Here is a 25,659-nt window from a genome sequence, read left to right as displayed (position 1 = left end):
GCCGCGTTCTGATTGCGTATAGCATGTGGCCCGATACGTAATCGGTTGAACCCAGATGCATAAAGGTGGGCTTCAGAAATTCCAAGCCCGTCGCAAAACGCAATCAGACAGCCCCGAGGGAAGATATGCCATATCGCGCGCCAATCTCTGATTATGAATTCCTGTTCCGGCACGCTGTCGGCTTTGACGAAATCGCGGCAACCGAGAAGTTTTCGTCCGCCAGCGAAGATGTGGTTGGTGCAATCCTGACCGAAGCCGGCAAACTCTGTGAAGAGGTCATGGCCCCGCTGCAACGCCCCGGCGATCTTGAGCCCGCGCGGCTGGAAAACGGCGTGATGCGGACCTCGCCCGGATTCGCAGATGGTTGGAAGGCAATCGCCGATGGCGGTTGGATCGGGATGAGCGGTGATCCCGAATATGGCGGCATGGGTCTGCCGATGACCCTGACCACGGCCGTTAACGAGATGATGTCGGCGGCCTGCTTGTCGCTGCAGCTTGCCCCCCTGATGACACAGGGCCAAATCGAAGCGCTGGAACACCACGCCAGCGACGAGATCAAAGCGCTCTATCTGCCCAAGATGATGGCGGGGGAATGGTCGGGGACCATGAACCTGACCGAACCGCAGGCCGGATCGGACGTTGGTGCGTTGACGTCCAAAGCCGTGCCCAATGGGGATGGCACCTACGCGATCACGGGGCAGAAGATTTATATCTCGTGGGGCGACAATGATTTCGCAGAGAATATCTGTCATCTGGTTCTGGCGCGCTTGCCGGACAGTGTTCCGGGAACCAAAGGGATATCCCTGTTCCTGGTTCCGAAGTTCCTGCCGGATGAGGCAGGAAACCCCGGTATTGCCAATGATCTGAAAGTCGTCTCGATCGAACACAAGATGGGCCTGCACGGCTCGCCTACCTGTGTCATGCAGTATGACGGTGCCAAGGGGTGGTTGATTGGTCGGGAACATGGCGGAATGGCTGCGATGTTCACCATGATGAACAACGCGCGTCTGGGTGTCGGCGGACAGGGCGTTGGCTGTGCCGAAGGTGCGTATCAGCACGCGCTGGCCTATGCGCTGGAACGCAAGCAGGGCAAGACGCCGTCGGGTACGATCATTGACCACGCGGATGTGCGCCGGATGCTGATGAGCATGCGCGCTGATACATTCGCCGCGCGCGCAATCATGCTGGCAAACGCGGCCGCCATCGACATGGGCAACGCCACCGGCGACCCTGACTGGATTGCCCGTGCCGCTCTGCTGACACCGATCAGCAAAGCTTTTGGAACCGAGACGGGCATGCGCGTATCTGAAACCGGTGTGCAGGTGCACGGGGGCATGGGCTTCATCGAAGAGACCGGTGCAGCACAATACTACCGCGATGTCCGCGTCACCGCGATTTACGAAGGCACAAACGGCATTCAAGCCATGGACCTCGTTGCGCGCAAGATGATGGATGGTGGTGATGCGGCCTCGCGCCTGCTGGACGAGATCGAGGATCACGCCGAACAGGCCCGCGCCACGATGCCCGAGCTGGCCGGTCCCGTATGGGAGGCGACCGAAAGCCTGCGCGAAACGACCGAATGGATGGTCGCACAATCGGACCTGAATGCCCGCTTTGCCGGAGCTGTGCCATATCTGCGGGCCTTTGCGCGTGTTCTGGGCGCCCACTACCATCTGAAAGCTGCCTTGGCGCAGCCTGATGGACCACGGTTCAAACTGGCGCGGTTTTATATCAACGCGCTGTTGCCCGAGTTTTCAGGTTTTCTGGGTCAGGCCCAGCCCGGGGCGAATGATGTCTTTGCCCTGAGTGCCGAGGAGTTTGTGGCGTAATGGATGGCGATACCCCTTTGGCGATCAGATACCCTTGGCCCGAACCTCCGGCGGAAGGCGAGGCGATCGAAGTTGCCGAAGGCGTTCTGTGGATGCGGCTGCCGCTGCCCATGGCGCTGGACCACGTCAATATCTATGCGCTGGATGATGGCGATGGCTGGACCGTCATCGATACGGGCATGTCGTCGAACAAAACCCGGCGTATTTGGGAAACGCTGATGGCGGGCCCGTTGGCGGGCAAGCCGATCAAACGCGTGGTGGTGACGCACCATCACCCCGACCATGTGGGCAACGCGGGCTGGTTCCAGTCGGAACATGGCGCCGAGCTGGTAACCTCGCGCACGTCATGGCTGTTTTCGCGCATGCTGCAGTTGGATGTTCAGGAAAGCTGGCCGCAGGAAACGCTAGATTACTACCGCAGCGCGGGTATGGCACCCGACATTCTGGCCAAGCGGATGGCTGAGCGTCCGTTCAACTATTGCGACACGGTCTACCCGATGCCTCTGGGCTTTACCCGGATCAAGCAGGGCAGCGTGATCCGTATGGGCGGGCGCGACTGGGACGTCCATATGGGTAACGGCCACGCTCCCGAACACGCCACTTTCTGGAGCCGCGACGACAACCTCGTGATCACTGGCGACCAGATTCTCAGCTCGATCAGCCCCAATCTGGGGGTCTATGTCACCGAACCCTTGGCGGATCCGGTTGCAGAATGGCTTGAGGCCTGCGAGAGGCTCATGGGGCTCGCGCAGCCCGATCATCTTGCGCTGGGCGGGCACAAGTTGCCGTTCAAAGGACTGCCCATTCGGATGAAGCAGTTGATCGACAATCACCATGGTGCGCTGAAGCGGTTACAGGACTATCTGGACACACCCAAAACGGCAGCAGAGTGTTTTGTGCCCCTGTTCAAGCGTCAGATCGGCCCGGGTGAGTATGGTCTGGCTCTGGTCGAAGCGGTTGCACATCTGAACCATCTTTACCACATTGGAGCTGTCACCCGAACGCGTCGCGCGGATGGGGCGTGGGAGTTTCAGCATAAAGGGTAAAGCCATGCAGGATCAGATCGAAACATCGGCCGAAGCCGCCGAAGCCGCGGCACTGCCCCGCTGTTACGAAGTGCATGCCAACCCCGAAGCCGAGTCGGGCAACAAGGATTTGCCCGGCCAATTGCAGAAACCGGTTGAGACCAAAAGCCCGGCGCAATGGGCCTATGAACGACTGATCCTGTACATCCAGAACTTCGAAAAGACGTTGACCGGCGACCAAGAGGTCGCGATGGGTTTCACCGGCGGGGATGCTGGCGTCCTGCGGATCGAAGGGATGGGGTATTTTGACCCCGACGTCATCACCTTCTACGGTTCGGACGCGACTGGAGGGCGGACCCAGCTGGTGCAGCATGTCAGTCAGCTGAACGTCATGTTGCGGGCCATGCCCAAATCGGTCGAAGACAAGCCCGCCAACCGCATCGGGTTCCGACTGGCCGCGGATCTGGAAGAAAGCTGACCGCCTGACTTGCAATTCACGTCTGCGCAGCCTTGAATGAGTGCATCTTCAAGGGGGCGTCCGCGCGTGACTCATTTCTCAGCTGTTTCAACTGCATACAAAGGTGCATGGGCACGCCGACGCGTGTTTGTTCCCATCTATATCGTGGTGCGCCTGCTGCTGGTCGCATTGATCGCGCCGGGTGTAGCCATTGTGGTGAATTTGGCGGTGAGTTTGTCCAACCAAACCGCGCTGACCGATCAGGCCATCGCTGCGTTCATCCTGTCACCGGCGGGGTTTGTCGCCGCCGTTGCCGTGCTCAGCCTGTTCCTGCTGGCTGAGGTCTTTGTATTCTCGGTCATGGCGGGCTCACTGAGGATGGGCGAGTCCGACCCCTGGCGTGCGGGCAGTTCGGCCATTGGTCTGATTCTTTCGCGCCTGCCTGCGCTGTTCGGGTTTGCCGTTCGGTTTGTATTGCGGGTTCTGGTGCTGGTTGTGCCATTTGCTGCGGTGTCCGCGCTGATCGCGTGGTGGACACTTACTGAATATGACATCAACTATTACCTGACCTTCCACCCGCCGTCATTTTGGCTGGCCGTGGGGCTGATCGGCGCGGTTGTACTGGTCATGGCCTGGGTTTTGATCCGTCGTCTATCAGCCTGGGCGTTGTCGCTGCATCTGGTGCTGTTCGAAGGTGTCCATCCGGGGCACGCATTCAACGTCAGCGCGAACCGGATGGAGGGCAAGCGCGGACGCCTCAAGTTAGAGTTGGCCATGTGGCTGGGGATGCGCCTTGTCATTGCTGCAGTGATCGCCTGGGTGGCGGGGCTTTTGTTCGCGCTGGTGCCGCTGCAGGGGGCGGCAAACCTGCGCCTGGCGCTGATCTACAGCTTGGGTGTTGCCGGAATCTGGTCACTGGCTGGTTTGGTTCTGGCGGCAACGGCACTTGGCGCTCTTGCGGTATTGCTTGACGGGTTCTTCGAGATCGAGACTTCGGAGCCGCCGCATCCTGAACCCGGCAGTCTACGCGTTCCTTTGCTTGCGGCAGTCGGCGCCGCAGCCGTCGCCGTGTTTGTTGGGCTGTGGTTCGGACAGTACCTGTTGGAACGCGTTCAAGCCCCTGACAGGGCCGAGGTGATCGGCCATCGCGGAGCAGCCGCGCTGCGGCCCGAGAACACTATGGCGTCGGTCGTTAAGGCAATCGAAGACGGGGCTGACTGGGTCGAGATTGACGTTCAGGAATCCGCGGACGATGTGGTGATCGTTGCGCATGACAGCGACTTCATGAAACTGGCAGGCGTCGACCTCAAGGTCTGGGATGCAACGATGGACGACATCGCCCAGATCGATATCGGCAGCTGGTTTGGTCCCGAATTCGCCGAGGAACGTACGCCCACGCTGCGCGATGTGCTGGAGGCGGCAAAAGGCAAGTCCAAGGTCATCATTGAGCTGAAGTATTACGGTCACGATGTCGATCTGGAGAACCGGGTTGCAGCCATTGTCGAGGAACTTGGCATGCAGGACGATATCGCAACCATGTCGCTGAAATACCCGGCGGTGCAAAAGATGAAGTCCATCCGGCCCGACTGGCGGGCAGGGGTTCTTGCGGCGACTGCTGTGGGCGATTTGTCGGGGCTGGAGGGTGATTTTGTTGCCGTGAACGCAGCGATGGCAACGCCCGGACTGGTGAATTCGGTCCATGCGGCCGGCAAGGATATCTATGTCTGGACAGTGAATGATCCGCTGCAGATGTCAGCCATGGCTTCGATGGGTGTAGACGGGTTGATCACCGACCGACCCGCCATGGCCAACGAAGTACTGCGCGTGCGCGCTGAGATGGGTCCGGGCGAGCGCTTGCTGCTGTGGCTGGCCACAACCTTCGGCATGTCCGTTGATACTCAGGCGATGCGCGATGAAAGCCCTTAGTCTGGCGGCGGTCCTTTTTCTGATCGCTGCACCGGCCCAGGCGCAGGATGTCCTGCGCACGTTCGAATTGCCGGCTCATCGTGCCCTGATGGCGCAAAGGGATGGTGCCGATTTATCCGCTTTTGAAACCGATGGCTGCTCGGGTGGCCTATCGTCGAGCTGGCGTTTTGTGGCCGACACCTTTCCCAGCTTTCGCGCGCTTTATGAGGCGCATCCACCGTGGGAGTATTGCTGCGTCGCCCATGACCGCGCCTATCACCACGCGGGTGGCGCCCTTCGGGCCGAAGATAGCTATACCGCGCGCCTGTCGGCCGATGACACGTTGCGCGCCTGCGTCAGCCAGCACGGGGTCGACCATGCCGACGAATACGCCGAGCGGTACGATATGACGCCCGAACAGATTCGCACCGCTCATTCTGTCACGGCCGAGGCGATGTTCGCGGCCGTTCGTTTTGGCGGCGGGCCCTGTTCGGGGCTGCCGTGGCGATGGGGGTTTGGGTATCCGGGATGTTCGGTGTTTGCACCTTTGACACCTGCGCGCGAATGACGTGGTGACAGGCCCTTTATTTTCGATTATCCAACATCTCAAACACGCGAATTGGGAATCTGAGTCACATGGCTGAACACAAGCACGGCGAAATGGACATCACTGTTCAAACCAAAACCTTTGATGGCTTCATCAAAGCGACCACCTGGTGTGTGGTTGCCATTGTCTTTCTTTGCCTGTTCCTGGCGGTCTTCGCCTCTTAATCCAAGAAACGGGGTCGACCGTGATCAGGATTTTGATTGCCTGCCTTTTGGCAGCAACTGTTGCGGGCTGTGCCGGGTCGCAGCGCCCACAGGCGGATCCGGCTGAAGTAGCGGCGCGGTCCTACCGGGATCCGGGGCCGTCGACCCTGACGCTCTATACCATGATCAGCACCCGGACAGGCTCGGGTGCGCACACGTCGCTGATGATCAGCGGCAGTGAGCGGGTGATTTTTGATCCTGCCGGCTCATTCCGGGCAGATGTGGTGCCGATCAAGGATGATGTGCTGTACGGCATCACTCCGAATGTCGAGCGCGCCTACCGCAGCAGCCACGCGCGCGAGACACATTATGCGCGTATCCAGACGATCGAGGTGTCGCCCCAACAGGCCGAGATCGCACTGCAGTTGGCAAAACAATCAGGTCCGGTGGCCGGTGCATTCTGTGCCAATTCGACCGCGCAGCTATTGCAGCAGGTGCCTGGTTTCGAGCAGATAAAGACCACGTTCTACCCGGTAAAATTGTCCGAGCAGTTTGGCCAGTTGCCGGGCGTACAGACGGCTGAATATCGTGAAAACGACGATGCAGATCTGCAAAAAGGGCTGGCGTTTAACAACGAGCGTTTGAACCAGCTGGAAGCGACATCACCCCAGTAGGTAAAGAAGACTGTACAATGTACCCGCGCCCGAAAAGATCGCGGCAATTACGTTTTTGGTGAACAGGCCAACAGTCACTGCCACAGCCGCCGCTGCCATGCGCGGAATATCCGGTTGACCGCCCGTCGCCGTTGGCCAGACCACCAGCGGGGCGATCAGGGCAGGAATGATGGCCACGGCAGTATAGCGCAGATGGCGCAGCAGCCACGGTGGCATGGGGCGATCGCCAACCAGACCGATGAAGACGAACCGCAAGGCATAGCTGCCGATTGCAAGCCCGACGATGATCGTCCAGATGGTGACGGGATCCGGCTTGGTCATGCGTTGACCTTTCTGCGTTCAGCAATCACTTCGGCCTGCGCCCCTGCGATCATGCCTGCGCATCCCGCGATCAGCAGGCCCAGATTGAATGGAATTGCCACCGTCAGAAGCGAGACGACAATAGCCACAAGCGCAGCCACAACATGCGGGAAAGTGCGCATCATCGGCCCGATCATGGCCAGAAACGTGATCGGCAAGGCGAAATCCAATGCCCAGCTTTCGGGGATTCGCGTGCCCAATACCGCCCCGAGGTAGGTCGCCAGTATCCAAAGCGGCGTGATCGGAGTGACCGAGCCCACAAAATACGCCATGCGCTGGGGAACGGTCATTTTCGGCTCTTTTTCGAACTGAACGATCGAGCTTGCGTAAGATTGATCAACGGTCAGATAAGCCGCGCAGGCCCTTTGCCACATAGGCGCAGCACCCAGATAGGGCGTCAGCGAGGCCGAATACATCGCCATCCGTAGGTTCACTGCCAGAGCGGAAATCAGGATAATTGCGGTCGGGGTTTGATCCTGCAGCAATTGTAACGCAGCAAACTGTGCGGCCCCGGCAAACACGGTCGACGTGAAGGCCATTGTCTGGATGATGTTCAGGCCAGCCTCGGTTGCAAAGACGCCGAACAGGGTGCCAAAAGGAATCGCCACAAAAACAAACGGGGTCCCGTCGCGAAAACCCTTCCAGTAGTATGACTTGGATGTGGTGTCTGCCATGGCTAAATCCTATGGTGTTGTCCGCAGCAGTAGCGGTCTTGGGAAAGGGTTGCAATTGGCCACGGAACAGAACCTGTCAGACTACATCATCGCCCCCGATCCCGGCGCGCCCCGCTTGACCCGCGCCGTCGAGGGCGTGGATCAGAATGGCGAAGCCAGCCAGATCTCGGTGGTCGAAGAGCGCCCTCTGACGATTTTCCTCAATTCTCAGGAAATCGTGACCGCCATGACGATTGGCGACTACCCGGAATATCTGGCGCTGGGATTTTTGCGCAATCAGGGGATGCTGCTGGCCGACGACCAGATCACACGTGTCGAATACGATGATGATCTGGAAACCGTGGTCGTGCGCACTGCACGCGAGACCTCGTATGAGGACAAGCTGAAGAAAAAGACCCGCACCAGTGGCTGCGCCGTAGGTACGGTGTTTGGCGACATGATGGAGGGGTTGGAGGACGTCCGCCTGCCGCAGGTTCAGGTGCGCACCTCTTGGCTGTATGATTTGGCCGCAAGGATCAACCGGACCCCGTCTTTGTACCTAGAGGCCGGAGCGATCCACGGCACAGTTCTGTGCCGGGAAAACCGCCCTCTGGTCTATATGGAAGATGTCGGTCGGCATAATGCCGTCGACAAAATCGCTGGTTGGATGTTGTCCGAGGGCGAGGCGGCCGAGGATAAAATACTGTACACCACCGGTCGCTTGACCTCGGAGATGGTGATCAAAACGGCGATGATGGGCATTCCCGTGCTTGCGTCGCGGTCAGGATTCACCGCCTGGGGCGTTGAGATCGCGCGCGAGGTCGGGCTGACGTTGATCGGACGTATGCGGGGGCAGCGGTTCGTGTGTCTGTCGGGCGAAGATCGACTGGTTCGGGATGTGGACCCGTCAACTGTTCCGGTCGAAGACAAGAAGCACAAAAGGAAAAGCTCGCAGGCCTGATTTCTCGCGCCCCGTAGCTGACCTGAAAAAACTCTGCGAATTCCGATGGGTGTGCTCTAAGCTGGCCCGACAAGGGTTTTTGGCATTTTGAGTATGTTATGGAGTTGATCAATCTCATTGCGCCGGTCTTTGCGGTGATCCTGACCGGCTATGTGTTTTCGTGGACCAACTTGCTGAGCAAGGAGACATCCGACGCGCTGGTGCAATTCGCGGTCTATGTCCTGATCCCGGCCATCATGTTCTATCTGATCGGGCAGGAAGAGTTTGCGAACCTTCTGAACTATGGCTTCTACATCTCTTACGGCGGAACCTTGCTGGCGCTGTTCGTCGTGTTGTTTCTGGGTCTTAAGACTGTGGTCGCGTTTAAGGTGGGTTCGGCGACCGTAGCTGCATTTGCAGGTGTGGCGTCAAATACGGCATTGGTTGCCCTGCCGATCCTGCACGCGATTTTTGGCTCCAAGGGAGCATTGCCAGCGGTTTTGGCGAACCTTGTCGTCGCGATCTTGTTTTTGGTGATGACGACCATTCTGGAAAGCTCGGCGGGGCACAAAGCAAACGCCAGAACGCCGATCTATAAGATTCTGCTGAACGTTCTGAAGAACCCGATCATCGCCGCCACCCTGTTGGGCGTGGTGTATTCAATTACCGGAATCGGGTTTTCGGATGCTGTTTCCGACTATCTGGAACTTCTCAGTCAGGCGTTGGCCGCGGTTGCGCTGTTTGCGATCGGGTTTACGACCAGCGTTCGGACAATTGTTCAGACGGGGCCACTGATCCTGTTTCTGACGGTCGTCAAACTGATCGTGGCGCCGGGTCTTGTCATGCTGGCGGCGCATCTGATTGGTCTTGATCCGCTGTGGACCATCGCGGCGACCGTTTCCGCCGCTGTGCCCACGGCCAAAAACATCTTTCTTTTGGCCAAGCATTACGATCAGGAACCGCAGCTTGCCGCGCATATCGTGTCGGCGACATCCTTTCTGGCGGTCGGTACGTTGATCATGTGGCTGTTTGTCCTGCACCATATGTATCCAACGGCGTTCCAATTGAACTGAGTTCAATCTACAACGGTGCCAATGACGGATCACTTCGGTGAAAGCAGTAAGGTGCGGTAATGAACACCCCTTTGGGCGTAATCCTCGCAGGCGGTCTGGCCACTCGGATGGGTGGGGGTGACAAGGGCCTGCTGACCATTGGCGGGCAGAGCCTGTTGTCTCATGTGATCGCCCGTTTGACGCCGCAGGTGGGCGGTATAGCGCTGAACGCCAATGGTGATCCGGAACGGTTTGCTGATCTGAACCTGCCCGTTCTGCCAGACACGATCGAAGGGTTTGCCGGCCCTTTGGCCGGCGTTCTGGCGGGCCTCGACTGGGCGGCAGAGCAGGGGGGCGACAGTATCGTCACCGCCGCAGCCGATACGCCGTTTTTTCCGCGCGATCTGGTCGAAAGACTGGTTGCTGCATCAAACGGCCAAAAGCACCCGCTGGTTTTGGCCACAACGCCGCGAACCGGGGACGAAGCCTTGAAATCCGGCGGCGGTAAGCGGGTGAACCGGCACCCGACTTTTGGCCTGTGGCCCGTGGCCCTACGCGATGATCTGCGCGACGCTTTGAACGGCGGATTGCGCAAGGTGGTCTTGTGGACCGACGAGCATGACGGGCGCGAGGCCCTGTTCCCCGCTGAACCGTTTGATCCCTTCTTCAACGTCAACACGCCCGACGATCTGACGCGTGCACAACAGTTGCTGGAGCAGGCATGAGAATCTACGGCGTTACGGGCTGGAAGAACGCTGGAAAGACCGGCCTGATGGAGCGGTTGGTGACCGAGATCACCGGGCGTGGCTTCACCGTTTCGACCGTCAAACATGCCCATCATGCGGTTGATGTGGATCAGCCGGGCACGGACAGCTATCGCCATCGCGAGGCTGGCGCGACCGAGGTGCTGTTGGCCTCTGGTAAACGCGTCGCGGTGATGCAGGAGCTGCGCGGCGCGCCCGAACCGCCTTTGGCCGAATTGCTGACCCGCCTGTCACCTGTCGATCTGGTGTTGATCGAAGGGTATAAAAGGGAAAGCCATCCCAAGGTCGAGGCCTTTCGGGCCGAAGCGGGAAACCCTTTGATGGCCGGTGAAAACAGCACAATCCGCGCCGTTGCCAGCGATGCACCCCTGAAATTGAACGTCCCCGTTTTTGACCTGAACGACACCGCCGCCATTGCTGCGTTTATCTTGCAGGAGGTCGGGTTATGACGCCGCCGAACATCTCTCCTCCGCCGCTGCGAAACGACTGTTTTGCCTTGCCCGCCGGGGTGAACTGGACCCCTGTAGACGACGCGCTAGCCCTGTTGCGGGATCGCCTTACTGTGGTGACGGCCGTTGAGACCCTGCCTGTGGGACAAGCCTCGGGGCGTATTCTAGCGCAAGACATTTATGCGAAGCGATCAAATCCACCTCAGCCCAACACGGCCGTGGATGGTTACGGGTTCTCTGATGCGGCACCGGCTGGCCCGCAGATTATGCCGTTGCATCCGGGGCGCGCGGCGGCGGGGATACCATTTGATGGTGCAGTGCCACAAGGAACGGCGCTGCGCGTGTTGACCGGTGCGGCCCTCCCGTCCGGTGTGGACACGGTGATACTGGAGGAAGACGTGACCGTTCAGGATGGCCACATCGCCTTTCACGGTCCGCTGAAACAGGGGGCGAACACTCGCAAAGCCGGTGAGGACGTGGCGGAAGGAGAGCTGGTGCTGCCCGTCGGGCGCAGGCTGACCCCTGCCGACCTGGCCCTGCTGTCGGCGACCGGGATCTCTGACGTACCATTGCGCAAGGTTCTGCGGGTTGCGGTTTTGTCGACCGGGGATGAGCTGATCGAGCCCGGGGACACAGCCGGGCCGGGTCAGATTTACGACGCCAACCGCCCGATGCTGTTGTCGTTGGTCGCCCGGCTTGGTTTTCAGCCGGTTGATATGGGGCGGGTGTCAGACAGCCGGGACGATTTGCGCAACCGCTTGGATCAGGCAGCGGAACAGGCAGACGTCATCCTGACCAGCGGCGGGGCATCTGCGGGGGATGAAGACCACGTCTCGGCCCTGTTGCGCGAGGCCGGAGCGATGCAGGAATGGCGTATCGCATTGAAGCCCGGTCGTCCGCTGGCGTTGGGGATGTGGAACCAGACGCCGGTATTTGGCCTGCCCGGCAACCCTGTTGCTGCCATGGTCTGCACGTTGATCTTTGCCCGCCCGGCGCTTGGCCTGATGGCGGGTGAAGGCTGGTCCGCTCCACAGGGCTTTGACCTGCCTGCGGATTTTGAGAAACGCAAGAAACCAGGGCGTCGCGAATACCTGCGAGCCCGCGTCCGAGAGGGCCGGGTCGAGGTGTTTGCCTCGGAAGGGTCGGGCCGGATCAGTGGCCTCAGCTGGGCTGAAGGGCTGGTAGAGATTGGGGATGGCGAACGCCAGATCACGCCCGGTGATCTGGTGCGTTTCATTCCCTATGGCAGTTTTGGGCTGTGATCAGTCAAAGGTTCCAGCAACGCGCCCCAACAGCATGAATGCCCGCGCCGTGCGCGTGTCGCCCAAGGCATTCAGATCCGCATCGCTGGCATCCGGCTCGAACTCGACAATCATGTGATCGAAGCGGCGCAGGAAATGGTGGGCGGCGTCACGGAAAATCGGGTCCTGCTTCATGCGGGCCGCTGTCAGCGCCAGCGAGGACCGGTCGCGAATACCGCCCAATGCGGCCACGGCGCGGCCACGTGCGCCCTGCGCAAATTGCCGCCAGATTTCCGGTCGGGCCATATCAGGGCGCAGGTCATCCATGTAGATGCCTTCCTGGCTCAATAGTGTCAGCACATCCTGCGAGGCCTGCACCAGTTGCGCGACCTTGCGATCCTGCAGCGCCAGACGAAGGGCATCAAACCCGGCTTCGTCATCCTGTGTCTCTGGAAAGTTCAGGGCGCGGATGAAGATATCTGTCGTCAGAGGTGGCGCAATCTCTTCCGCCGGAGTGCCCAACTCCAACGAGGTCTGATCGCCGCTTTGGGCCGGGTTGTTGTCCCGCGCCGGTTCGGTCCGTTTTGACGAAAAAGTCGCCAGAGCTGTTTCCGCTTTTTTGGTGGCTTCGGCGATTTCGTCCAGCTTTTGGGTGACGCCGGGTTCCTGCAAACTGGCAGCGCGCTGCTGTTGGATCACGTAGGCCTGACGAATTGCATCGATCGCCGTTTGCAGTCGTGCGCTTTCTTCGCGCATGACACGGCTGGCGCGCATGGCAGTCGCCGCGACCCAGATCATCGCGACCGGCATGAAAACTGCCAGCAGTGTCACGACAAAACCACCGCCATCGACCTTGCCGGGCAGCACCAGAAACACAATCGACACGATCAGCCAGACCACGCTGAGGGCAATGGCCACGATCTCGATCTCGGTCACCGATGGATGCGACGGCTTGTCGTAGATCCCCAGCGGGGTTGGCCGTTCGGTATCCTGTTCTGGATTGGGCTCTGACATGGTCAACGCTCCGATCAGGCGTACTCGATACTCAGAACTTCATAGGACCGCACGCCGCCGGGCGTGCGCACTTCGACACTGTCGCCTTCTTCCTTGCCGATCAATGCCCGGGCAATGGGTGATTTGATGTTCAGCAGGCCGTTTTCGATGTTGGCTTCGTACTCACCAACAATCTGCCAGGTTTTTTCCTCGTCGGTGTCTTCGTCCACCAACGTCACCTTTGCGCCGAACTTGATCGCTCCGGTCAGCTTGGCAGGGTCAATCACATCGGCCAGAGACAGGATGCCTTCCAGCTCTTTGATGCGACCTTCGATGAAGCCCTGCTTTTCGCGGGCCGAGTGATACTCAGCATTTTCTTTCAGGTCGCCCAGTTCGCGCGCCGAGGCGATCGCTTCGATAATGGCTGGGCGCTCGACGGATTTCAGGTTCTTAAGCTCCGCCTCGAGCGCGGCATTGCCCGCAGGCGTCATTGGAATTTTTTCCATGTTCTTGTCGTCCACGCATAAATTGTTTCGCCCCGCCGCATGAGACAAGCGTCGGGGCGATGTGATGGGTCGTCAGATACCTGACCCAAATGAGGCGTGAATTGCAAGAGGGCATGGCCGCGCGACGCGCGGATTACGGCCTAGTCGTAGCTAATCACTTCGAATTCGATGCCATTGTCGTCGTCGAAGTAGAACCGCTTGCCCGGCTCATAATCGGCATGCGATTTCGGGGTAAAGCCCGCATCAATCACCTTTTGCTCGGTGGCATCAATGTCTTCGACCAGAACACCTACATGATTGAGCCCGCCGACGATGTCATAACTGCTTTCCGTCGCTTGTCTGGGGTCGCTGGGTGCGTACAGCGCCAGATAGGTGTGCTGCGATCCGACGTGCACCGTATAGCCGCCCGCAATTGCCGGGCCTTCCCAGCGCGTTTTCCAACCAAACACCTTGTGCATCCACGCGGCTGATGCCTGTGGGTCGCGGACCGTGAAATTGGTATGTTCTAATGTCGCCATCATGGGATCTCCTTTTTCGTTTTGAGGCTTGTCCCGACTCACCGTAATTTCTAAACCTAACTTTAGGTCAAGGTATTTTTTGTGAGGTTGAAATGGCGGTTTCTGATGGCCTGGCAATCGGCGCGTTAGCGCAGCGCACAGGGCTAGCCGTATCGGCGATCCGATACTACGAGGCACAGGGGCTGATTTCGCCCTGGCGCAATGCGGGCGGGCAACGTCGGTACCAGCGGGCCGACATCCGGCGGCTGAGTTTTGTCATGATCGCCCAGCAATTCGGCCTGACGCTGCCCGAGATTCGCGAGGTTTTGTCTGGCTTGCCGGGAAACCGGACGCCGACGCCGAAGGACTGGCAAGAAATCAGTAAGGGGTTAAGGGCGCATCTGGATCAGCGAATCGATACACTGACGCGATTGCGCGACAATTTGGACGGCTGTATCGGCTGCGGGTGCCTCAGCTTGCCAAAATGTGCCCTTTACAACCCCGATGACCGCGCCAAATCCAATGGTAGCGGTCCCAGATACCTGATGGGGGACTCTCCCGAGGCATAACTGCCGCATTGCAGCAATGTTACGCCGTGTTTCGATTGACCAAGGTCTTTCAGACCATGTAATCAGCCGTGAAACAAAATTGCGCAGACCACGCAGTGAAAGCGCCAATTCGGAAAAGTTAGCTAAGGAGCCCGCGATGGCCGAGATTGAACGCGAAGCGATGGAATACGATGTGGTGATCGTGGGTGCAGGTCCCGCGGGCCTGTCGGCGGCCATCCGTCTGAAACAGTTGGATGCCGACCTGAACGTTGTCGTTCTGGAAAAGGGCTCGGAAGTGGGCGCGCATATCTTGTCGGGCGCAGTTCTGGACCCATGCGGGCTGGACGCTCTGATCCCGGACTGGAAAGAAAAAGGCGCGCCGCTGAACGTGCCGGTGCATGAAGACAATTTCTACATGCTGGGCGAGGCGGGCAAGCTGCGCATTCCCAACTTCCCCATGCCGCCGCTGATGAACAACCACGGCAACTACATCGTCTCGATGGGCAATGTTTGCCGCTGGATGGCTGAACAGGCCGAAGAGCTGGGCGTGGAAATCTTCCCGGGCATGGCGTGTTCGGAACTGGTCTACGGCGACAATGGCGAGGTTAAAGGCGTTGTGGCCGGTGTCTTCGGCTTGGAAGCGGACGGCTCCTATGGTCCGAACACCGAGCCGGGCATGGAGCTGCACGGCAAATATGTCTTCCTGTCGGAAGGCGTCCGTGGTTCGCTGTCCAAGGAAGTCATCGCCAAATACGACCTGTCTGCCGGCAAAGAGCCGCAGAAATACGGTGTTGGCATGAAAGAAATCTGGGAGATCGACCCGGCCAAGCACAAAGAAGGCTCGGTCACGCACACCATGGGCTGGCCGCTGGGCAGCAACGCTGGTGGCGGGTCGTTCATCTACCACCTTGAAAACAATCAGGTCTATGTCGGTTTCGTGGTTCACCTGAACTACAAGAACCCCCACCTGTACCCCTATATGGAATTCCAGCGCTTCAAGCACCATCCGATGGTGGCCGAGCTGCTGAAAGGCGGCAAGCGCGTGGCTTACGGTGCCCGTGCAATTACCGAGGGTGGCTATCAGTCGATGCCGAAGCTGGTTGCGCCGGGCGTGGCTCTGCTGGGTTGTTCGGCGGGCATGGTCAACGTGCCGCGTATCAAGGGCAACCACAATGCGATGCTGTCGGGTAAAGCCGCCGCCGAAGCAGCATTCGACGCCATCAAAGCGGACCGTTCGGGCGACGAACTGACCGCGTATGAAACTGATGTCCGCGAAGGCGCAATTGGCGCCGACCTGAAAAAGGTGCGCAACGTCAAGCCGCTGTGGTCGAAATACGGCCTGACCGCCAGCCTGATGCTGGGTGGTATGGACATGTGGACCAACACGCTGGGCTTCTCGCTGCTGGGCACTCTGGGTCACGGCAAGAATGATGCGGAATCGACCGAGGATGCCAGCAAGCACCAGCCGATCGACTATCCCAAGCCCGATGGCACGCTGTCGTTTGACCGTCTGACCAACGTATCGTTTGCGATGACCAACCACGAGGAAAGCCAGCCTTGCCATCTGAAGCTGGCTGATCCGTCGATCCCGGTCAAAGTCAATCTGCCCAAGTTCGACGAGCCGGCGCAGCGTTACTGCCCCGCAGGCGTATACGAGATGGTCGAGGATGAAGACGGCCCACGATTCGTCATCAACTTCCAGAACTGCGTCCACTGCAAAACCTGCGACATCAAGGATCCCAGCCAGAACATCACCTGGACCACACCGCAGGGCGGGGACGGACCGAACTATCCCAACATGTAAGCGAAAACATGGGCAATGGCGGGGTCGTGAAGGCCTGGCCATTGCCTCTTTCCAGTCAAAGCCCTAGCTTGTTGGCCAGTCAACGATAGCAAGGCAGGATTTTGGTGGCATCCCTCGTTCGTCGCGCAGCATTGGTCGCGTTGTTAACCACGTCAATTGCACTTCCGGCTCTGTCGGACACAGGCTCTGGGTCATATCTGGCCGGGCGTCAGGCGATTTACCAAAGCGACTATATCTCTGCCGAGAAATACTATGCGCAGGCGCTGCGCGCCGATCCTGAAAACGGCAAATTACTGGAAAACGTGGTGGTTGCGCGCCTTGCCTTGGGTGAGGTCGCTCGCGCCTTGGCGGTGGCACGTTCCATAGAAGAGCTTGGGCTGCCCAGCCAGGCGGCCAAGATGGTCATCATGGCGAACCTGATCGCCGACGACAATCTGGAAGAGCTGCAGGCGCGTGACCCCGAGACGCAGGGCGTTGGACCATTGGTAGACGGCTTGGTATTGGCCTGGGCCCATGTGGCGCAGGGCTCAATGACCAGCGCGATGGACAAGTTTGATGAGGTCAGTACCCAAGAGGGTTTGCGGGATTTCGCCATGTTCCACAAAGCCTTGGCCCTGGCATCGATCGGTGATTTCGAAGGGGCGGAAGAAGTTTTCTCGGCCAATAATGGGGCCGTTTCGCGGTTCTCACGCCGTGCAGCCCTGGCCCGAACCGAGGTTCTTTCACAACTGGACCGCAACGAGGATGCGATACAGTATTTGGATGAGGTATTTGCCGCTGGCAGCGACCCATCCATCGAAGGTTATGTGGCCCGGTTAGAGGATGGTGAAACACTGCCCTTCACCCATGTCCAGTCTGCCCAGGATGGCATGGCCGAGGTGTTCTTTTCCGTGGGTGCGGCGCTCAGCAGCGAGGCATCGCAGGACTATGTGCTGCTGTACGCCCGGATCGCTGCATTCCTACGCCCGGATCATGTGGATGCAATCCTTCTGAGCGCCGAGCTTCTGGACGCTCTGGAACAGTACGATCTGGCGGTTGAGGCCTATCGCATGGTGCCTCCCACCAGCAGCGATTACCACGCGGCTGAACTGGGCCGGGCCGAAGTTCTTGGCCGGTCTGGCAAAACCGATGCAGCAGCAGAGGTTTTGCAAAACCTTGCTGCCCAAAGCCCCGATCTGCCCAGCGTGCATGTGGCCCTGGCCGATCTGCAGCGGCGGCAAGAGGACTATGCAGACGCTGTGCGCACGTATGACACGGCGATTCAACTGACCGAGCAGGGCATCAGCGGCAACTGGTTCCTCTATTATGCGCGGGGCATTTCGCATGAACGCCTGAAAAACTGGGAGTCTGCCGAGTCTGATTTCCGCAAGGCATTGGAACTGAACCCTGATCAGCCGCAGGTGCTGAACTATCTCGGCTATTCGCTGGTCGAGCGGAAAGAAAAACTGGACGAAGCGCTGGACATGATCGAGCGCGCCGTGGCAGCTCGACCTGACAGCGGATACATCGTCGATAGCCTGGGTTGGGTTCTGTTCCGTCTGGGCCGGTATGACGAGGCGGTGGGGCATATGGAACGCGCGGTCGAACTGATGCCTGTCGACCCGGTGGTAAACGACCATCTGGGCGATGTGTACTGGGCCGTGGGCCGCGCCCGCGAGGCCGAGTTCCAGTGGAAGCGCGCGCTGTCTTTCATTGATCCCGAAGACACCGATGGTGAGGCCGACCCGGACCGCATCCGTCGCAAGCTTGAGATCGGGCTGGACGCGGTTCTGGCAGAAGAAGGGGCCGAGCCGCTGAAGGTCGCCAATGGCAACTAAGGCCTTCGCGCCCGCCAAGATCAACCTGACCCTGCATGTGACCGGCCGCCGCGACGACGGGTATCACCTGTTGGACTCATTGGTGGTCTTTGCGGACGTTGGCGACACGCTGGAGTTCACGCCCGGGCCCGAACTGTCGATTTCGGTGACAGGTGAACATGCGGCGGGCGTACCTACAGATGACCGTAACCTGGTTTGGAAAGCGGCTGAGGCCGCGGGCTGGACGGGGCATATCGCGCTAAACAAAGTGCTGCCTCACGGTGGCGGGATTGGCGGCGGGTCTTCGGACGCGGCTGCAACGCTTCGTATGATCACCGAGCAAGGCACAGAAATTCCGGATGGCACAGCTTTGTCCCTTGGTGCAGATGTGCCTGTCTGCATGGCCGCGAAGGCCACGCGGATGCGTGGCATTGGTGAGCGGTTAGAACCGGTGTCTTTGCCGCATTTGCCTGCGCTGTTGGTCAATCCTGGTGTCGAGGTGCCGACAGGTGCGGTGTTCTCGGCTCTGCAAAGCCGCGATAACCCTGCGATGCCAGACGACATCCCGGCATTTGAAACACCCGATGGCTGTGCTGCCTGGCTGCAAAACCAACGAAACGATCTTGAGCCCCCTGCCAAAGGCCTCGCGCCCGAGGTGGTCCGTGTGCTGGACGAATTGGCGGATACCAAAGAGGCGCTACTAGCCCGCATGTCGGGCTCAGGCTCGACCTGTTTCGCACTCTATCCGACGATGAAAGCTGCGCATTTTGCCGCTTATGAGATTGGCGCGGCCCATCCCGATTGGTGGTGCCGCGCGACGCAGCTTAGTTGAGGCGTGAAACCACGTAGTCTGCAAGCTCGCGCAGCAATGTACGGATTTCGTGATCTGGCAACGTGTCCAGCGCGGCTTTTGCCTTCGCAGCCCAGCCAAAGGCGTCCGAGCGCGTCGCCTCGAGCGTGCTGTATTTGTTCATCAGGCTCAGCGCGTGGTCCAGATCGCCGTCTTCCTGACGTCCCCGGCCGATTGTGCGTTCCCAGAATGCATGCTCATCTGGCGTGGCTTGAGCTATGGCTTTGATCACCGGCAGCGTCAGCTTGCGCTCGCGGAAATCGTCGCCCACGTTTTTGCCAGTCGCCTTACTGTCGCCCTGATAGTCCAGCAGATCATCGGCAATTTGGAACGCAATCCCCAAAGCATCGCCATAGTTATAAAGCGCCTTCACCTGCGCCTCTGAGGCACCGGCGATCACACCGCCCACCTCGGTCGCGGCAGAAAACAGCGCGGCGGTCTTACCGCGCACGACCTGCAGATAAATGGCTTCGGTGGTCCCCAAATCGGTGGCTGCGGTCATCTGCAGCACTTCGCCCTCGGCAATTGTTGCCGAGGCGTTGGCCAGGATGTCCAGAACACGCAGCGACCCGGTTTCAACCATCAGCTGGAAACTGCGGGAAAACAGATAATCGCCAACCAGAACGCTGGACTTGTTGTCCCACAACAGGTTCGCAGTGGGTCGGCCCCGTCGTTGAGCGCTTTCGTCGACGACATCGTCGTGCAGCAGGGTCGCGGTGTGAATGAACTCGACCGTTGCAGCCAGGCGTACGTGGTGGTCGCCCGGGTAGTCGAACATACGCGCAGCTGCCAACGTGAGCATTGGACGCAGACGTTTGCCGCCGGCCTCGACCAGATGTGCGGTCACTTCGGGAATGCGCGGCGCGTGTTCCGAGGCCATGCGCGTGCGGATCAGTTGATTCACCGCATCCATTTCGCCTGCCAGAATTTCAGCAAGTCGCTCATGCGGTTTCGAGATAGTGCCGATGTTCATCACTCTCCTGATACAAGGCTCGACTTCCGCCTCGCCTTGCCCTTACATCAATCCCCATGAAAGAACTACTGCGCAGCACCGATCCGACGATCCTGGCCTTTGCTTCCGCCCTTCTTGAAGGCGAGGATATAGACTGCTTTCAGATGGACGTAAATATGAGCATCCTCGAAGGAGGTATCGGAATCTTTCCGCGCCGCCTGATGGTGCGCGCGGATGATCTGACCCGCGCGGAACGGGTGATGCGTGACAATGACATTCCGCTGGGTCGATGACCCTGTTTTCCGACACTGATGTGACGAGAAACGACTTTCTGGGCGGCCGTGTTCGACTTTGGCAGCCACGGTCGGGGTATCGTGCCGGGGTGGACCCGGTGTTGCTGGCCGCGACCGTCCCGGCGACACGTGGTCACACCGTTTTAGAACTGGGCTGCGGGGCCGGGGCGGCGATCCTGTGCCTGCTTGCCCGCGTGCCGGGTCTGCAGGCTGTGGGGGTCGAGTTGCAAGCCAGCTATGCCGATCTGGCGCGCCGCAATGCGGCCGAGAATGCCGCACCATTAGAGGTGGTCGAGGCGGACCTGAGCGCCTTGCCAGCTGATTTGAAGCAACAACAATTTGACCACGTGATCGCCAACCCGCCTTACTACCGGGCTGGGGCGCACAGCTCGGCTGAGGACAAAGGGCGCAGTATCGCGCTGGGCGAACAAACGCCGCTGGCGCTTTGGTTCGACTGTGCGGCCAAACGCCTTGCCCCGCGGGGCTATCTGCACATGATCCAAAAAGCGGACCGGCTGCCCGACATGCTTGCCGCCTGTGTGGGGCGTCTGGGATCGGTCGAAGTATTGCCCTTGGCCGCGCGGACCGGTCGGGCCGCTGAACTGGTTATTCTGCGCGCCAGAAAAGGCGGAAAAGGCGCGTTTCGACTGCATGCGCCGCTGATATTGCACGCGGGGGAACGGCACGAAAAGGACGGCGAAAGCTATGAACCGCAGGTGTCAGCAGTGCTACGTGATGGGGCTGCGATGACCGGGTTTTTTGGTCAATAGGCATTAACCAGCCGAATTTGTCGGATTTATTACAGATTCTGTGCGTCTGCAGCGTGACAGGCTGGAAACGATGTGGTCAAATTCTTACGTGAACCTGAGACACCAACGAAGGAGTATCGCCATGAGCGTGAGCGCACATCTGACCGAACTGAAGAAAAAGCACGAAACTCTCGGTCTTGAAGTCGAACAAGCCCAACGCTCGCCAGGCATCGATGATCTCCATATCGCTCAACTCAAAAAACAGAAGCTAAGGCTAAAGGAAGAGATCGAGCGCCTGTCAAACTAGCGTTTCAGACTTGCACGCGCGGCAATGATCGCGCCGCCCGTAATCAAAAGCGCCGCGATCGCCAGACCCCAGGACGGGGCGGCGATCCCGGCCAAAACAAGAACCAGCGTAGACAACAAGGGTGCCGCGTACGACGCCGTGCCCAAGACCTGAATGTCGCCCTGTTTCACCCCGATATCCCACACATAAAACGCCAGCCCGACCGGACCCAGCCCCAGTGCGATAATGGATGCCCACCCAACGGCCGTGTTCGGCAAGACTGTATCCTCCATCGCCAGATGCAGTACGGTTGAGGCGATGGCTGTAGCGATGCAGAATATGGCGACTGAACTGGTGGGTGTTTCGCCCAAACGACGAGACAGGACGGAGTAGCTAGACCAGGTCAGTGCGCATAGCAGGGCTAATGCGTACCCCGGCAGATGTTCGGCCTGAAAGCCGGCGTTGCCGCCGCCCGCGATGATCACGGCCGCTCCGGCAAAACCCAGGCAAGCACCGATCAGATGTCCGATCCGAAGGTGCTCACCCGGCAGAAGCCCTGAAAGCAACACAATAAGTAGTGGCCAGAGGTAGGCGATCAGGCCCGCCTCGGCCGCAGGTGCCATACGCAGGGCCGAGAAATAAAGGGCGTGATAGCCAAACAGGCCAACTGTTCCAAAAACGTATGTGGTCCATGGGATATCCAGCAATTGGCGCAGCCCACCACTGCGCCACGTCCACATCAGGCCCAAAGCTCCGCCGATGGAAAAACAGATGGCGTTCAGCAACAGCGGCGGCGTGGGCACCGAGCCTACCGTGAACAGTGCCAGCAAAGACCAGAGAAGGACGGCGATGAACCCAATGGCCGTGGCGCGCGATTTCGTCATGTGGTCGGAACCTCTTCCACCGGGATGATCTCGAACTCATCCGAAATATGGGCCGTCTTTTCAATCTCGGACATGAACCAATCGCGGAACGCCGCGATCTGAGGTCTGTTTTCCGCCCCCGGCAGGCATAGGAACCGAAAACGACCCTGTGTTTCAATGGCGGTTTTGAACGGGGCTACAAGGCGACCCTCGGTCAGGTCCTTGATGATCATCGCACGGCGCCCAAGAACCACGCCGACACCGGCAACCGCGGCATCAATTGCATGGTCCGCGTTCGAGAAATGCGCCCCATGGCTGGGCGCAAAATCCACACCGACTGCCCGGAACCAGGTTGGCCAATCGCTGGGTGGCTGCAGGAACGCGATCGAGTCGTCAAAGATCAGGGGGGCGTCTTTCAGGCTTTCAGGGGTTGGAAACTGCTCGGCCAGTTCCGGCGTCATGACCGGTGTCAACCATTCTTTGCGCACAGGCAAAGAGTACAACCCCTCATCCCCGCCATAGCCGAACCGGATGGCGACGTCCACGTCATCACGCTCAAGATCCATATTGCGCAGGGTGGCCGAGAATTTCAGGTCGATCTCTGGGTGCGCCCGGGCAAAATCGTAAAGGCGCGGGGCAAGCCACTTGGCGGTCAACGCGGGCCCTGCCGTTACGGTCAGCGAGGTATCGTTGCCCTGTCGTCGCGCGGCCTGCCATGCGGTTTGCAAGGCGGCAAAGCCTTCAGCCGCACCTGGGGCAAGGGCGCGCCCGGCTTCGGTCAGTTCGACCGCGCGGTTCAGGCGGTGAAACAAGGGTCGTCCCAAATGCTCTTCCAGCGATTTGATCTGGAACGATAGAGCCGCTGGGGTAACGCGCAACTCTTCGGCGGCTTTGGCAAAGGACATATGGCGTGCTGCGGCGTCAAAGGCGCGCAGGGCGGTCAGAGGAGGAAGATAGTCGCTCATTGATGCACAAGAATATCTTAACTGAAACCCGAAGAAAGCTCGTTTGTCAGTATGATTGATAAGGCCCATATTGGGTTCAAGTCAAACATAGCTGAACTGAAAGGAAGACTGCCATGATCGAGATGACGACAAACCCAGCAGCCGCCCGCGCCTTTCAACGGGCGCATGCCGAGCGCAGCAAAGCGATTGCACGGGCTTTCAGCTGGCTATTCGGTTCCCGCTGAACGCAGCGCGCGCGTTCTTACGGGATAAAAAAGGGCCGGTCCGCAATGGACCGGCCCGTTTTCGTTTTGTGTCTGCGATCAGACGAAGAACTGTGCACCGTTGGCCGAAATGGTCGAGCCGTTGATGAACTGAGAATCGTCCGAGGCCAGGAAAGCCACGCAGCGCGCGATCTCTTCCGGCTCACCCAGGCGGCCTGCCGGGATTTGGCCAATGATGGATTCGCGGACTTTTTCCGGAACCGCCATGACCATCTCGGTCGCGATGTAACCGGGGCAGATCGCGTTCGCGGTGATGCCCGCGCGTGCACCTTCCTGCGCAAGCGACTTCACGATGCCCAGGTCGCCCGCTTTGGTCGCGGCATAGTTCACCTGCGCGAACTGACCTTTCTGACCATTGATCGAGCTGATGACGATAACGCGACCGAATTTACGCTCGCGCATGCCGTTCCAGACAGGGTGTACGGTGTTGAACACGCCGGTCAGGTTGGTGTCGATCACCTGATGCCACTGTTCAGGGGTCATCTTATGGAACGGCGCGTCGCGGGTGATGCCAGCATTGGCGACCACGATGTCGATCGGTCCAACTTCGGCCTCGACCTTTTCGATACCCGCTTTGGACTCGTCATAGTCGGCCACGTTCCACTTGTAGGTGGCGATGCCGGTCTCTTCGGTGAACTTCGCAGCGGCTTCGTCGTTCCCCGCATAGGTGGCCGCAACGTTGTACCCTTCGGCCTTGAGCGCCTTGGAAATTGCTGCGCCGATGCCGCGGGAGCCGCCGGTAACGAGTGCTGTACGTGCCATTTAGGAATCCTCCAATTTAAGTCGTCTTGGTAATGCTGTTACTTTGAGAGGTGATCGTGCGCAATATTGTTTCGTCATGAATTTCGGTTTTTCCCACGGCAATATCGTCGCATCTAAGGGGTAGGACCCCAATGTAACAAAAAAGGGCGCCCAACGGACGCCCCTTTCTATCTGGTTGTCAAAGCACTTAGTCGCGCTCCACGCACAGGGCAACGCCCATGCCGCCACCGATGCACAGGGTCGCCAGACCCTTTTTCGCATCGCGACGCTTCATTTCGAACAGAAGCGTGTTCAGAACGCGGCAGCCCGAAGCGCCAATCGGGTGGCCGATGGCAATCGCGCCGCCGTTCACGTTCACGATCGACGGGTCCCAGCCCATGTCCTTGTTCACGGCGCAGGCCTGCGCGGCAAAGGCTTCGTTGGCTTCAACCAGATCCAGATCGTCAACCGACCAACCCGCTTTTTCCAGCGCTTTGCGCGAGGCGTAGATCGGGCCAACGCCCATGATCGACGGGTCCAGACCCGCGGTGGCGTAGGATGCGATACGGGCCAGAGGCTCGATCCCCCGCTTTTCGGCGTTCTCAGCCGACATCAGCAGGGTGGCTGCCGCGCCGTCGTTCAGGCCGGATGCGTTGGCCGCTGTGACCGAACCATCCTTCGTGAAGGCCGGGCGCAGTTTGGCCATGGCTTCCATGGTCGCGCCGTGACGGATGTATTCGTCTTTGTCCATCACGATGTCGCCCTTACGGGTCTTGATGGTGAACGGGGTGATTTCGTCGGCGAACTTACCGGCCTTTTGAGCGGCTTCGGCCTTGTTCTGCGATGCGACGGCGAATTCATCCTGCATGTCACGGCTGATCTGCCACTTCTCGGCAACGTTCTCAGCGGTCTGCCCCATGTGGTAGCCGTTGAAGGCATCCCATAGACCATCGCGGATCATGGTGTCGATGTATTTCATGTCGCCCATTTTGTGGCCGGCGCGCAACGCAGCAGCGTGGGGCGAAAGGGTCATATTTTCCTGACCTCCCGCGGCAACGATTTCTGCGTCGCCAAGTTGGATGTGCTGTGCGCCCAAAGCGACAGCGCGCAGACCGGAACCACAGACCTGGTTGATGCCCCAGGCTGCGCTTTCCTGCGGCAGACCAGCGTTGATATGTGCCTGACGGGCGGGGTTCTGACCCTGAGCAGCCGTCAGCACCTGGCCCATGATGGTTTCGCTGACTTCGCCTTTGTCCACGCCTGCGCGTTCGACCACGGCCTCCAGTACGGCGGTGCCCAGATCATGTGCGGGTGTGTTTGCAAACGAGCCGCCAAAGCTGCCGACACCGGTTCGCGCGGCGGATGCGATTACTACGTTGGTCATTTAGACAATCCTTTACCGTCAAGGTCCTGCGGGATATTCGACGGCGCAGATTGCACAGAGACAGCCCTGT

Annotated in this window: 29 protein-coding genes; 19 read left to right on the top strand and 10 right to left on the bottom strand. The window is 59.4% G+C overall.

Annotated elements, in window-relative coordinates:
- Positions 1 to 125: 125 nt before the first annotated feature.
- The 7 genes from J7416_RS07480 (at position 126) to J7416_RS07450 (ending at position 6,640) form a co-directional block, all read left to right on the top strand.
- Positions 126 to 1,829 carry an acyl-CoA dehydrogenase gene (locus tag J7416_RS07480; protein ID WP_209224105.1) on the top strand — a complete coding sequence of 568 codons (1,704 nt, stop codon included), beginning with the start codon at positions 126 to 128 and terminating at the stop codon, positions 1,827 to 1,829.
- The gene (locus J7416_RS07475; protein ID WP_209224104.1) at positions 1,829 to 2,875 is read left to right on the top strand and encodes an MBL fold metallo-hydrolase; all 1,047 of its coding nucleotides are present in this window, start codon (positions 1,829 to 1,831) and stop codon (positions 2,873 to 2,875) included. The genes J7416_RS07480 and J7416_RS07475 overlap by 1 nt, the downstream gene beginning before the upstream one ends.
- Before the next feature lie 4 nt (positions 2,876 to 2,879).
- Complete coding sequence (locus J7416_RS07470; protein ID WP_209224103.1) at positions 2,880 to 3,332, top strand: DUF6173 family protein; 453 nt, start codon at positions 2,880 to 2,882, stop codon at positions 3,330 to 3,332.
- 66 nt (positions 3,333 to 3,398) lie between these two features.
- Positions 3,399 to 5,237, top strand: a complete 1,839-nt coding sequence (locus J7416_RS22825; RefSeq protein ID WP_209224102.1) for a glycerophosphodiester phosphodiesterase — start codon at positions 3,399 to 3,401, stop codon at positions 5,235 to 5,237.
- Positions 5,224 to 5,784, top strand: coding sequence for a hypothetical protein (locus tag J7416_RS07460; protein WP_209224101.1), 561 nt, complete (start codon positions 5,224 to 5,226; stop codon positions 5,782 to 5,784). The genes J7416_RS22825 and J7416_RS07460 overlap by 14 nt, the downstream gene beginning before the upstream one ends.
- Before the next feature lie 68 nt (positions 5,785 to 5,852).
- The gene (locus tag J7416_RS07455; RefSeq protein WP_209224100.1) at positions 5,853 to 5,987 is read left to right on the top strand and encodes an aa3-type cytochrome c oxidase subunit IV; all 135 of its coding nucleotides are present in this window, start codon (positions 5,853 to 5,855) and stop codon (positions 5,985 to 5,987) included.
- Positions 5,988 to 6,007: 20 nt separating this feature from the next.
- Entirely contained in the window at positions 6,008 to 6,640 is a 633-nt protein-coding gene (locus J7416_RS07450; protein WP_209224099.1) for a hypothetical protein, read from the top strand.
- On the opposite strand, the gene J7416_RS07445 is transcribed toward J7416_RS07450, so the two are convergent.
- Together J7416_RS07445 and J7416_RS07440 are read right to left on the bottom strand one after the other, a co-directional pair.
- Positions 6,629 to 6,961, bottom strand: coding sequence for an AzlD domain-containing protein (locus tag J7416_RS07445; RefSeq protein ID WP_209224098.1), 333 nt, complete (start codon positions 6,959 to 6,961; stop codon positions 6,629 to 6,631). The genes J7416_RS07450 and J7416_RS07445 overlap by 12 nt on opposite strands.
- A complete protein-coding gene (locus tag J7416_RS07440) occupies positions 6,958 to 7,674 on the bottom strand; it encodes an AzlC family ABC transporter permease (protein ID WP_209224097.1) in 717 nt (238 codons plus the stop codon). The genes J7416_RS07445 and J7416_RS07440 overlap by 4 nt, the downstream gene beginning before the upstream one ends.
- Between J7416_RS07440 and J7416_RS07435 the strand changes: the two genes are divergently transcribed.
- The 5 genes from J7416_RS07435 to glp all read left to right on the top strand — a co-directional run bounded on the left by J7416_RS07435 (position 7,673) and on the right by glp (position 12,120).
- Positions 7,673 to 8,614 carry a formate dehydrogenase accessory sulfurtransferase FdhD gene (locus J7416_RS07435; protein WP_247744169.1) on the top strand — a complete coding sequence of 314 codons (942 nt, stop codon included), beginning with the start codon at positions 7,673 to 7,675 and terminating at the stop codon, positions 8,612 to 8,614. The two genes, J7416_RS07440 and J7416_RS07435, sit on opposite strands and share 2 nt — an antisense overlap.
- Positions 8,615 to 8,712: 98 nt before the next feature.
- Positions 8,713 to 9,666, top strand: a complete 954-nt coding sequence (locus J7416_RS07430; RefSeq protein ID WP_209224096.1) for an AEC family transporter — start codon at positions 8,713 to 8,715, stop codon at positions 9,664 to 9,666.
- Positions 9,667 to 9,725: 59 nt separating this feature from the next.
- Positions 9,726 to 10,370 carry a molybdenum cofactor guanylyltransferase MobA gene (mobA, locus tag J7416_RS07425; RefSeq protein WP_209224095.1) on the top strand — a complete coding sequence of 215 codons (645 nt, stop codon included), beginning with the start codon at positions 9,726 to 9,728 and terminating at the stop codon, positions 10,368 to 10,370.
- On the top strand, positions 10,367 to 10,858 hold the full coding sequence (gene mobB, locus J7416_RS07420) for a molybdopterin-guanine dinucleotide biosynthesis protein B (protein ID WP_209224094.1): 492 nt from the start codon (positions 10,367 to 10,369) through the stop codon (positions 10,856 to 10,858). Before mobA ends, mobB begins: the two co-directional genes overlap by 4 nt.
- Positions 10,855 to 12,120 (top strand): gephyrin-like molybdotransferase Glp, encoded by a 1,266-nt coding sequence (glp, locus tag J7416_RS07415; RefSeq protein WP_209224093.1) that lies wholly within the window; start codon positions 10,855 to 10,857, stop codon positions 12,118 to 12,120. The genes mobB and glp overlap by 4 nt, the downstream gene beginning before the upstream one ends.
- Here glp and J7416_RS07410 read toward each other — a convergent pair whose 3' ends face one another.
- The 3 genes from J7416_RS07410 to J7416_RS07400 all read right to left on the bottom strand — a co-directional run bounded on the left by J7416_RS07410 (position 12,121) and on the right by J7416_RS07400 (position 14,119).
- Entirely contained in the window at positions 12,121 to 13,113 is a 993-nt protein-coding gene (locus J7416_RS07410) for a hypothetical protein (RefSeq protein WP_209224092.1), read from the bottom strand.
- Between the two features lie 14 nt (positions 13,114 to 13,127).
- Positions 13,128 to 13,598 (bottom strand): transcription elongation factor GreA, encoded by a 471-nt coding sequence (gene greA, locus J7416_RS07405; RefSeq protein ID WP_209224091.1) that lies wholly within the window; start codon positions 13,596 to 13,598, stop codon positions 13,128 to 13,130.
- A 140-nt stretch (positions 13,599 to 13,738) separates the two neighbouring features.
- On the bottom strand, positions 13,739 to 14,119 hold the full coding sequence (locus J7416_RS07400; protein ID WP_209224090.1) for a VOC family protein: 381 nt from the start codon (positions 14,117 to 14,119) through the stop codon (positions 13,739 to 13,741).
- Between the two features lie 89 nt (positions 14,120 to 14,208).
- Between J7416_RS07400 and soxR the strand changes: the two genes are divergently transcribed.
- The 4 genes from soxR (at position 14,209) to J7416_RS07380 (ending at position 19,075) form a co-directional block, all read left to right on the top strand.
- Complete coding sequence (gene soxR, locus J7416_RS07395) at positions 14,209 to 14,664, top strand: redox-sensitive transcriptional activator SoxR (RefSeq protein WP_209224089.1); 456 nt, start codon at positions 14,209 to 14,211, stop codon at positions 14,662 to 14,664.
- 136 nt (positions 14,665 to 14,800) lie between these two features.
- Positions 14,801 to 16,447 carry an electron transfer flavoprotein-ubiquinone oxidoreductase gene (locus J7416_RS07390; RefSeq protein ID WP_209224088.1) on the top strand — a complete coding sequence of 549 codons (1,647 nt, stop codon included), beginning with the start codon at positions 14,801 to 14,803 and terminating at the stop codon, positions 16,445 to 16,447.
- A 104-nt stretch (positions 16,448 to 16,551) separates the two neighbouring features.
- Positions 16,552 to 18,264, top strand: a complete 1,713-nt coding sequence (locus tag J7416_RS07385) for a tetratricopeptide repeat protein (protein WP_209224087.1) — start codon at positions 16,552 to 16,554, stop codon at positions 18,262 to 18,264.
- The gene (locus tag J7416_RS07380; RefSeq protein WP_209224086.1) at positions 18,254 to 19,075 is read left to right on the top strand and encodes a 4-(cytidine 5'-diphospho)-2-C-methyl-D-erythritol kinase; all 822 of its coding nucleotides are present in this window, start codon (positions 18,254 to 18,256) and stop codon (positions 19,073 to 19,075) included. The genes J7416_RS07385 and J7416_RS07380 overlap by 11 nt, the downstream gene beginning before the upstream one ends.
- Here J7416_RS07380 and J7416_RS07375 read toward each other — a convergent pair.
- Positions 19,068 to 20,066 (bottom strand): polyprenyl synthetase family protein, encoded by a 999-nt coding sequence (locus J7416_RS07375; RefSeq protein ID WP_209224085.1) that lies wholly within the window; start codon positions 20,064 to 20,066, stop codon positions 19,068 to 19,070. The two genes, J7416_RS07380 and J7416_RS07375, sit on opposite strands and share 8 nt — an antisense overlap.
- Before the next feature lie 56 nt (positions 20,067 to 20,122).
- Between J7416_RS07375 and J7416_RS07370 the strand changes: the two genes are divergently transcribed.
- From J7416_RS07370 to J7416_RS07360, 3 genes are all read left to right on the top strand, one after another.
- Entirely contained in the window at positions 20,123 to 20,338 is a 216-nt protein-coding gene (locus tag J7416_RS07370; RefSeq protein WP_170387439.1) for a DUF2007 domain-containing protein, read from the top strand.
- A complete protein-coding gene (locus J7416_RS07365; protein ID WP_209224084.1) occupies positions 20,335 to 21,108 on the top strand; it encodes a methyltransferase in 774 nt (257 codons plus the stop codon). Before J7416_RS07370 ends, J7416_RS07365 begins: the two co-directional genes overlap by 4 nt.
- 121 nt (positions 21,109 to 21,229) lie before the next feature.
- Positions 21,230 to 21,394, top strand: a complete 165-nt coding sequence (locus tag J7416_RS07360) for a DUF465 domain-containing protein (protein WP_082643634.1) — start codon at positions 21,230 to 21,232, stop codon at positions 21,392 to 21,394.
- Here the strand turns inward: J7416_RS07360 and J7416_RS07355 are convergent.
- The 4 genes from J7416_RS07355 to J7416_RS07340 all read right to left on the bottom strand — a co-directional run bounded on the left by J7416_RS07355 (position 21,391) and on the right by J7416_RS07340 (position 25,589).
- A complete protein-coding gene (locus tag J7416_RS07355; RefSeq protein WP_209224083.1) occupies positions 21,391 to 22,257 on the bottom strand; it encodes an EamA family transporter in 867 nt (288 codons plus the stop codon). The two genes, J7416_RS07360 and J7416_RS07355, sit on opposite strands and share 4 nt — an antisense overlap.
- On the bottom strand, positions 22,254 to 23,201 hold the full coding sequence (locus tag J7416_RS07350) for a transcriptional regulator GcvA (protein ID WP_209224082.1): 948 nt from the start codon (positions 23,199 to 23,201) through the stop codon (positions 22,254 to 22,256). Before J7416_RS07350 ends, J7416_RS07355 begins: the two co-directional genes overlap by 4 nt.
- Before the next feature lie 302 nt (positions 23,202 to 23,503).
- Positions 23,504 to 24,226: an acetoacetyl-CoA reductase gene (phbB, locus tag J7416_RS07345; RefSeq protein WP_155149791.1), complete on the bottom strand. Its 723-nt coding sequence runs from the start codon at positions 24,224 to 24,226 to the stop codon at positions 23,504 to 23,506.
- A gap of 187 nt (positions 24,227 to 24,413) precedes the next feature.
- Complete coding sequence (locus J7416_RS07340) at positions 24,414 to 25,589, bottom strand: acetyl-CoA C-acetyltransferase (protein ID WP_209224081.1); 1,176 nt, start codon at positions 25,587 to 25,589, stop codon at positions 24,414 to 24,416.
- Positions 25,590 to 25,659 lie beyond the last annotated feature (70 nt).

This window comes from Ruegeria sp. R14_0 (genome assembly GCF_017743975.1).
GTDB lineage: Bacteria > Pseudomonadota > Alphaproteobacteria > Rhodobacterales > Rhodobacteraceae > Ruegeria.
The sequence above is the reverse complement of the archived record's forward strand: the minus strand, read 5'-3'. Positions and strand labels throughout refer to the sequence as shown.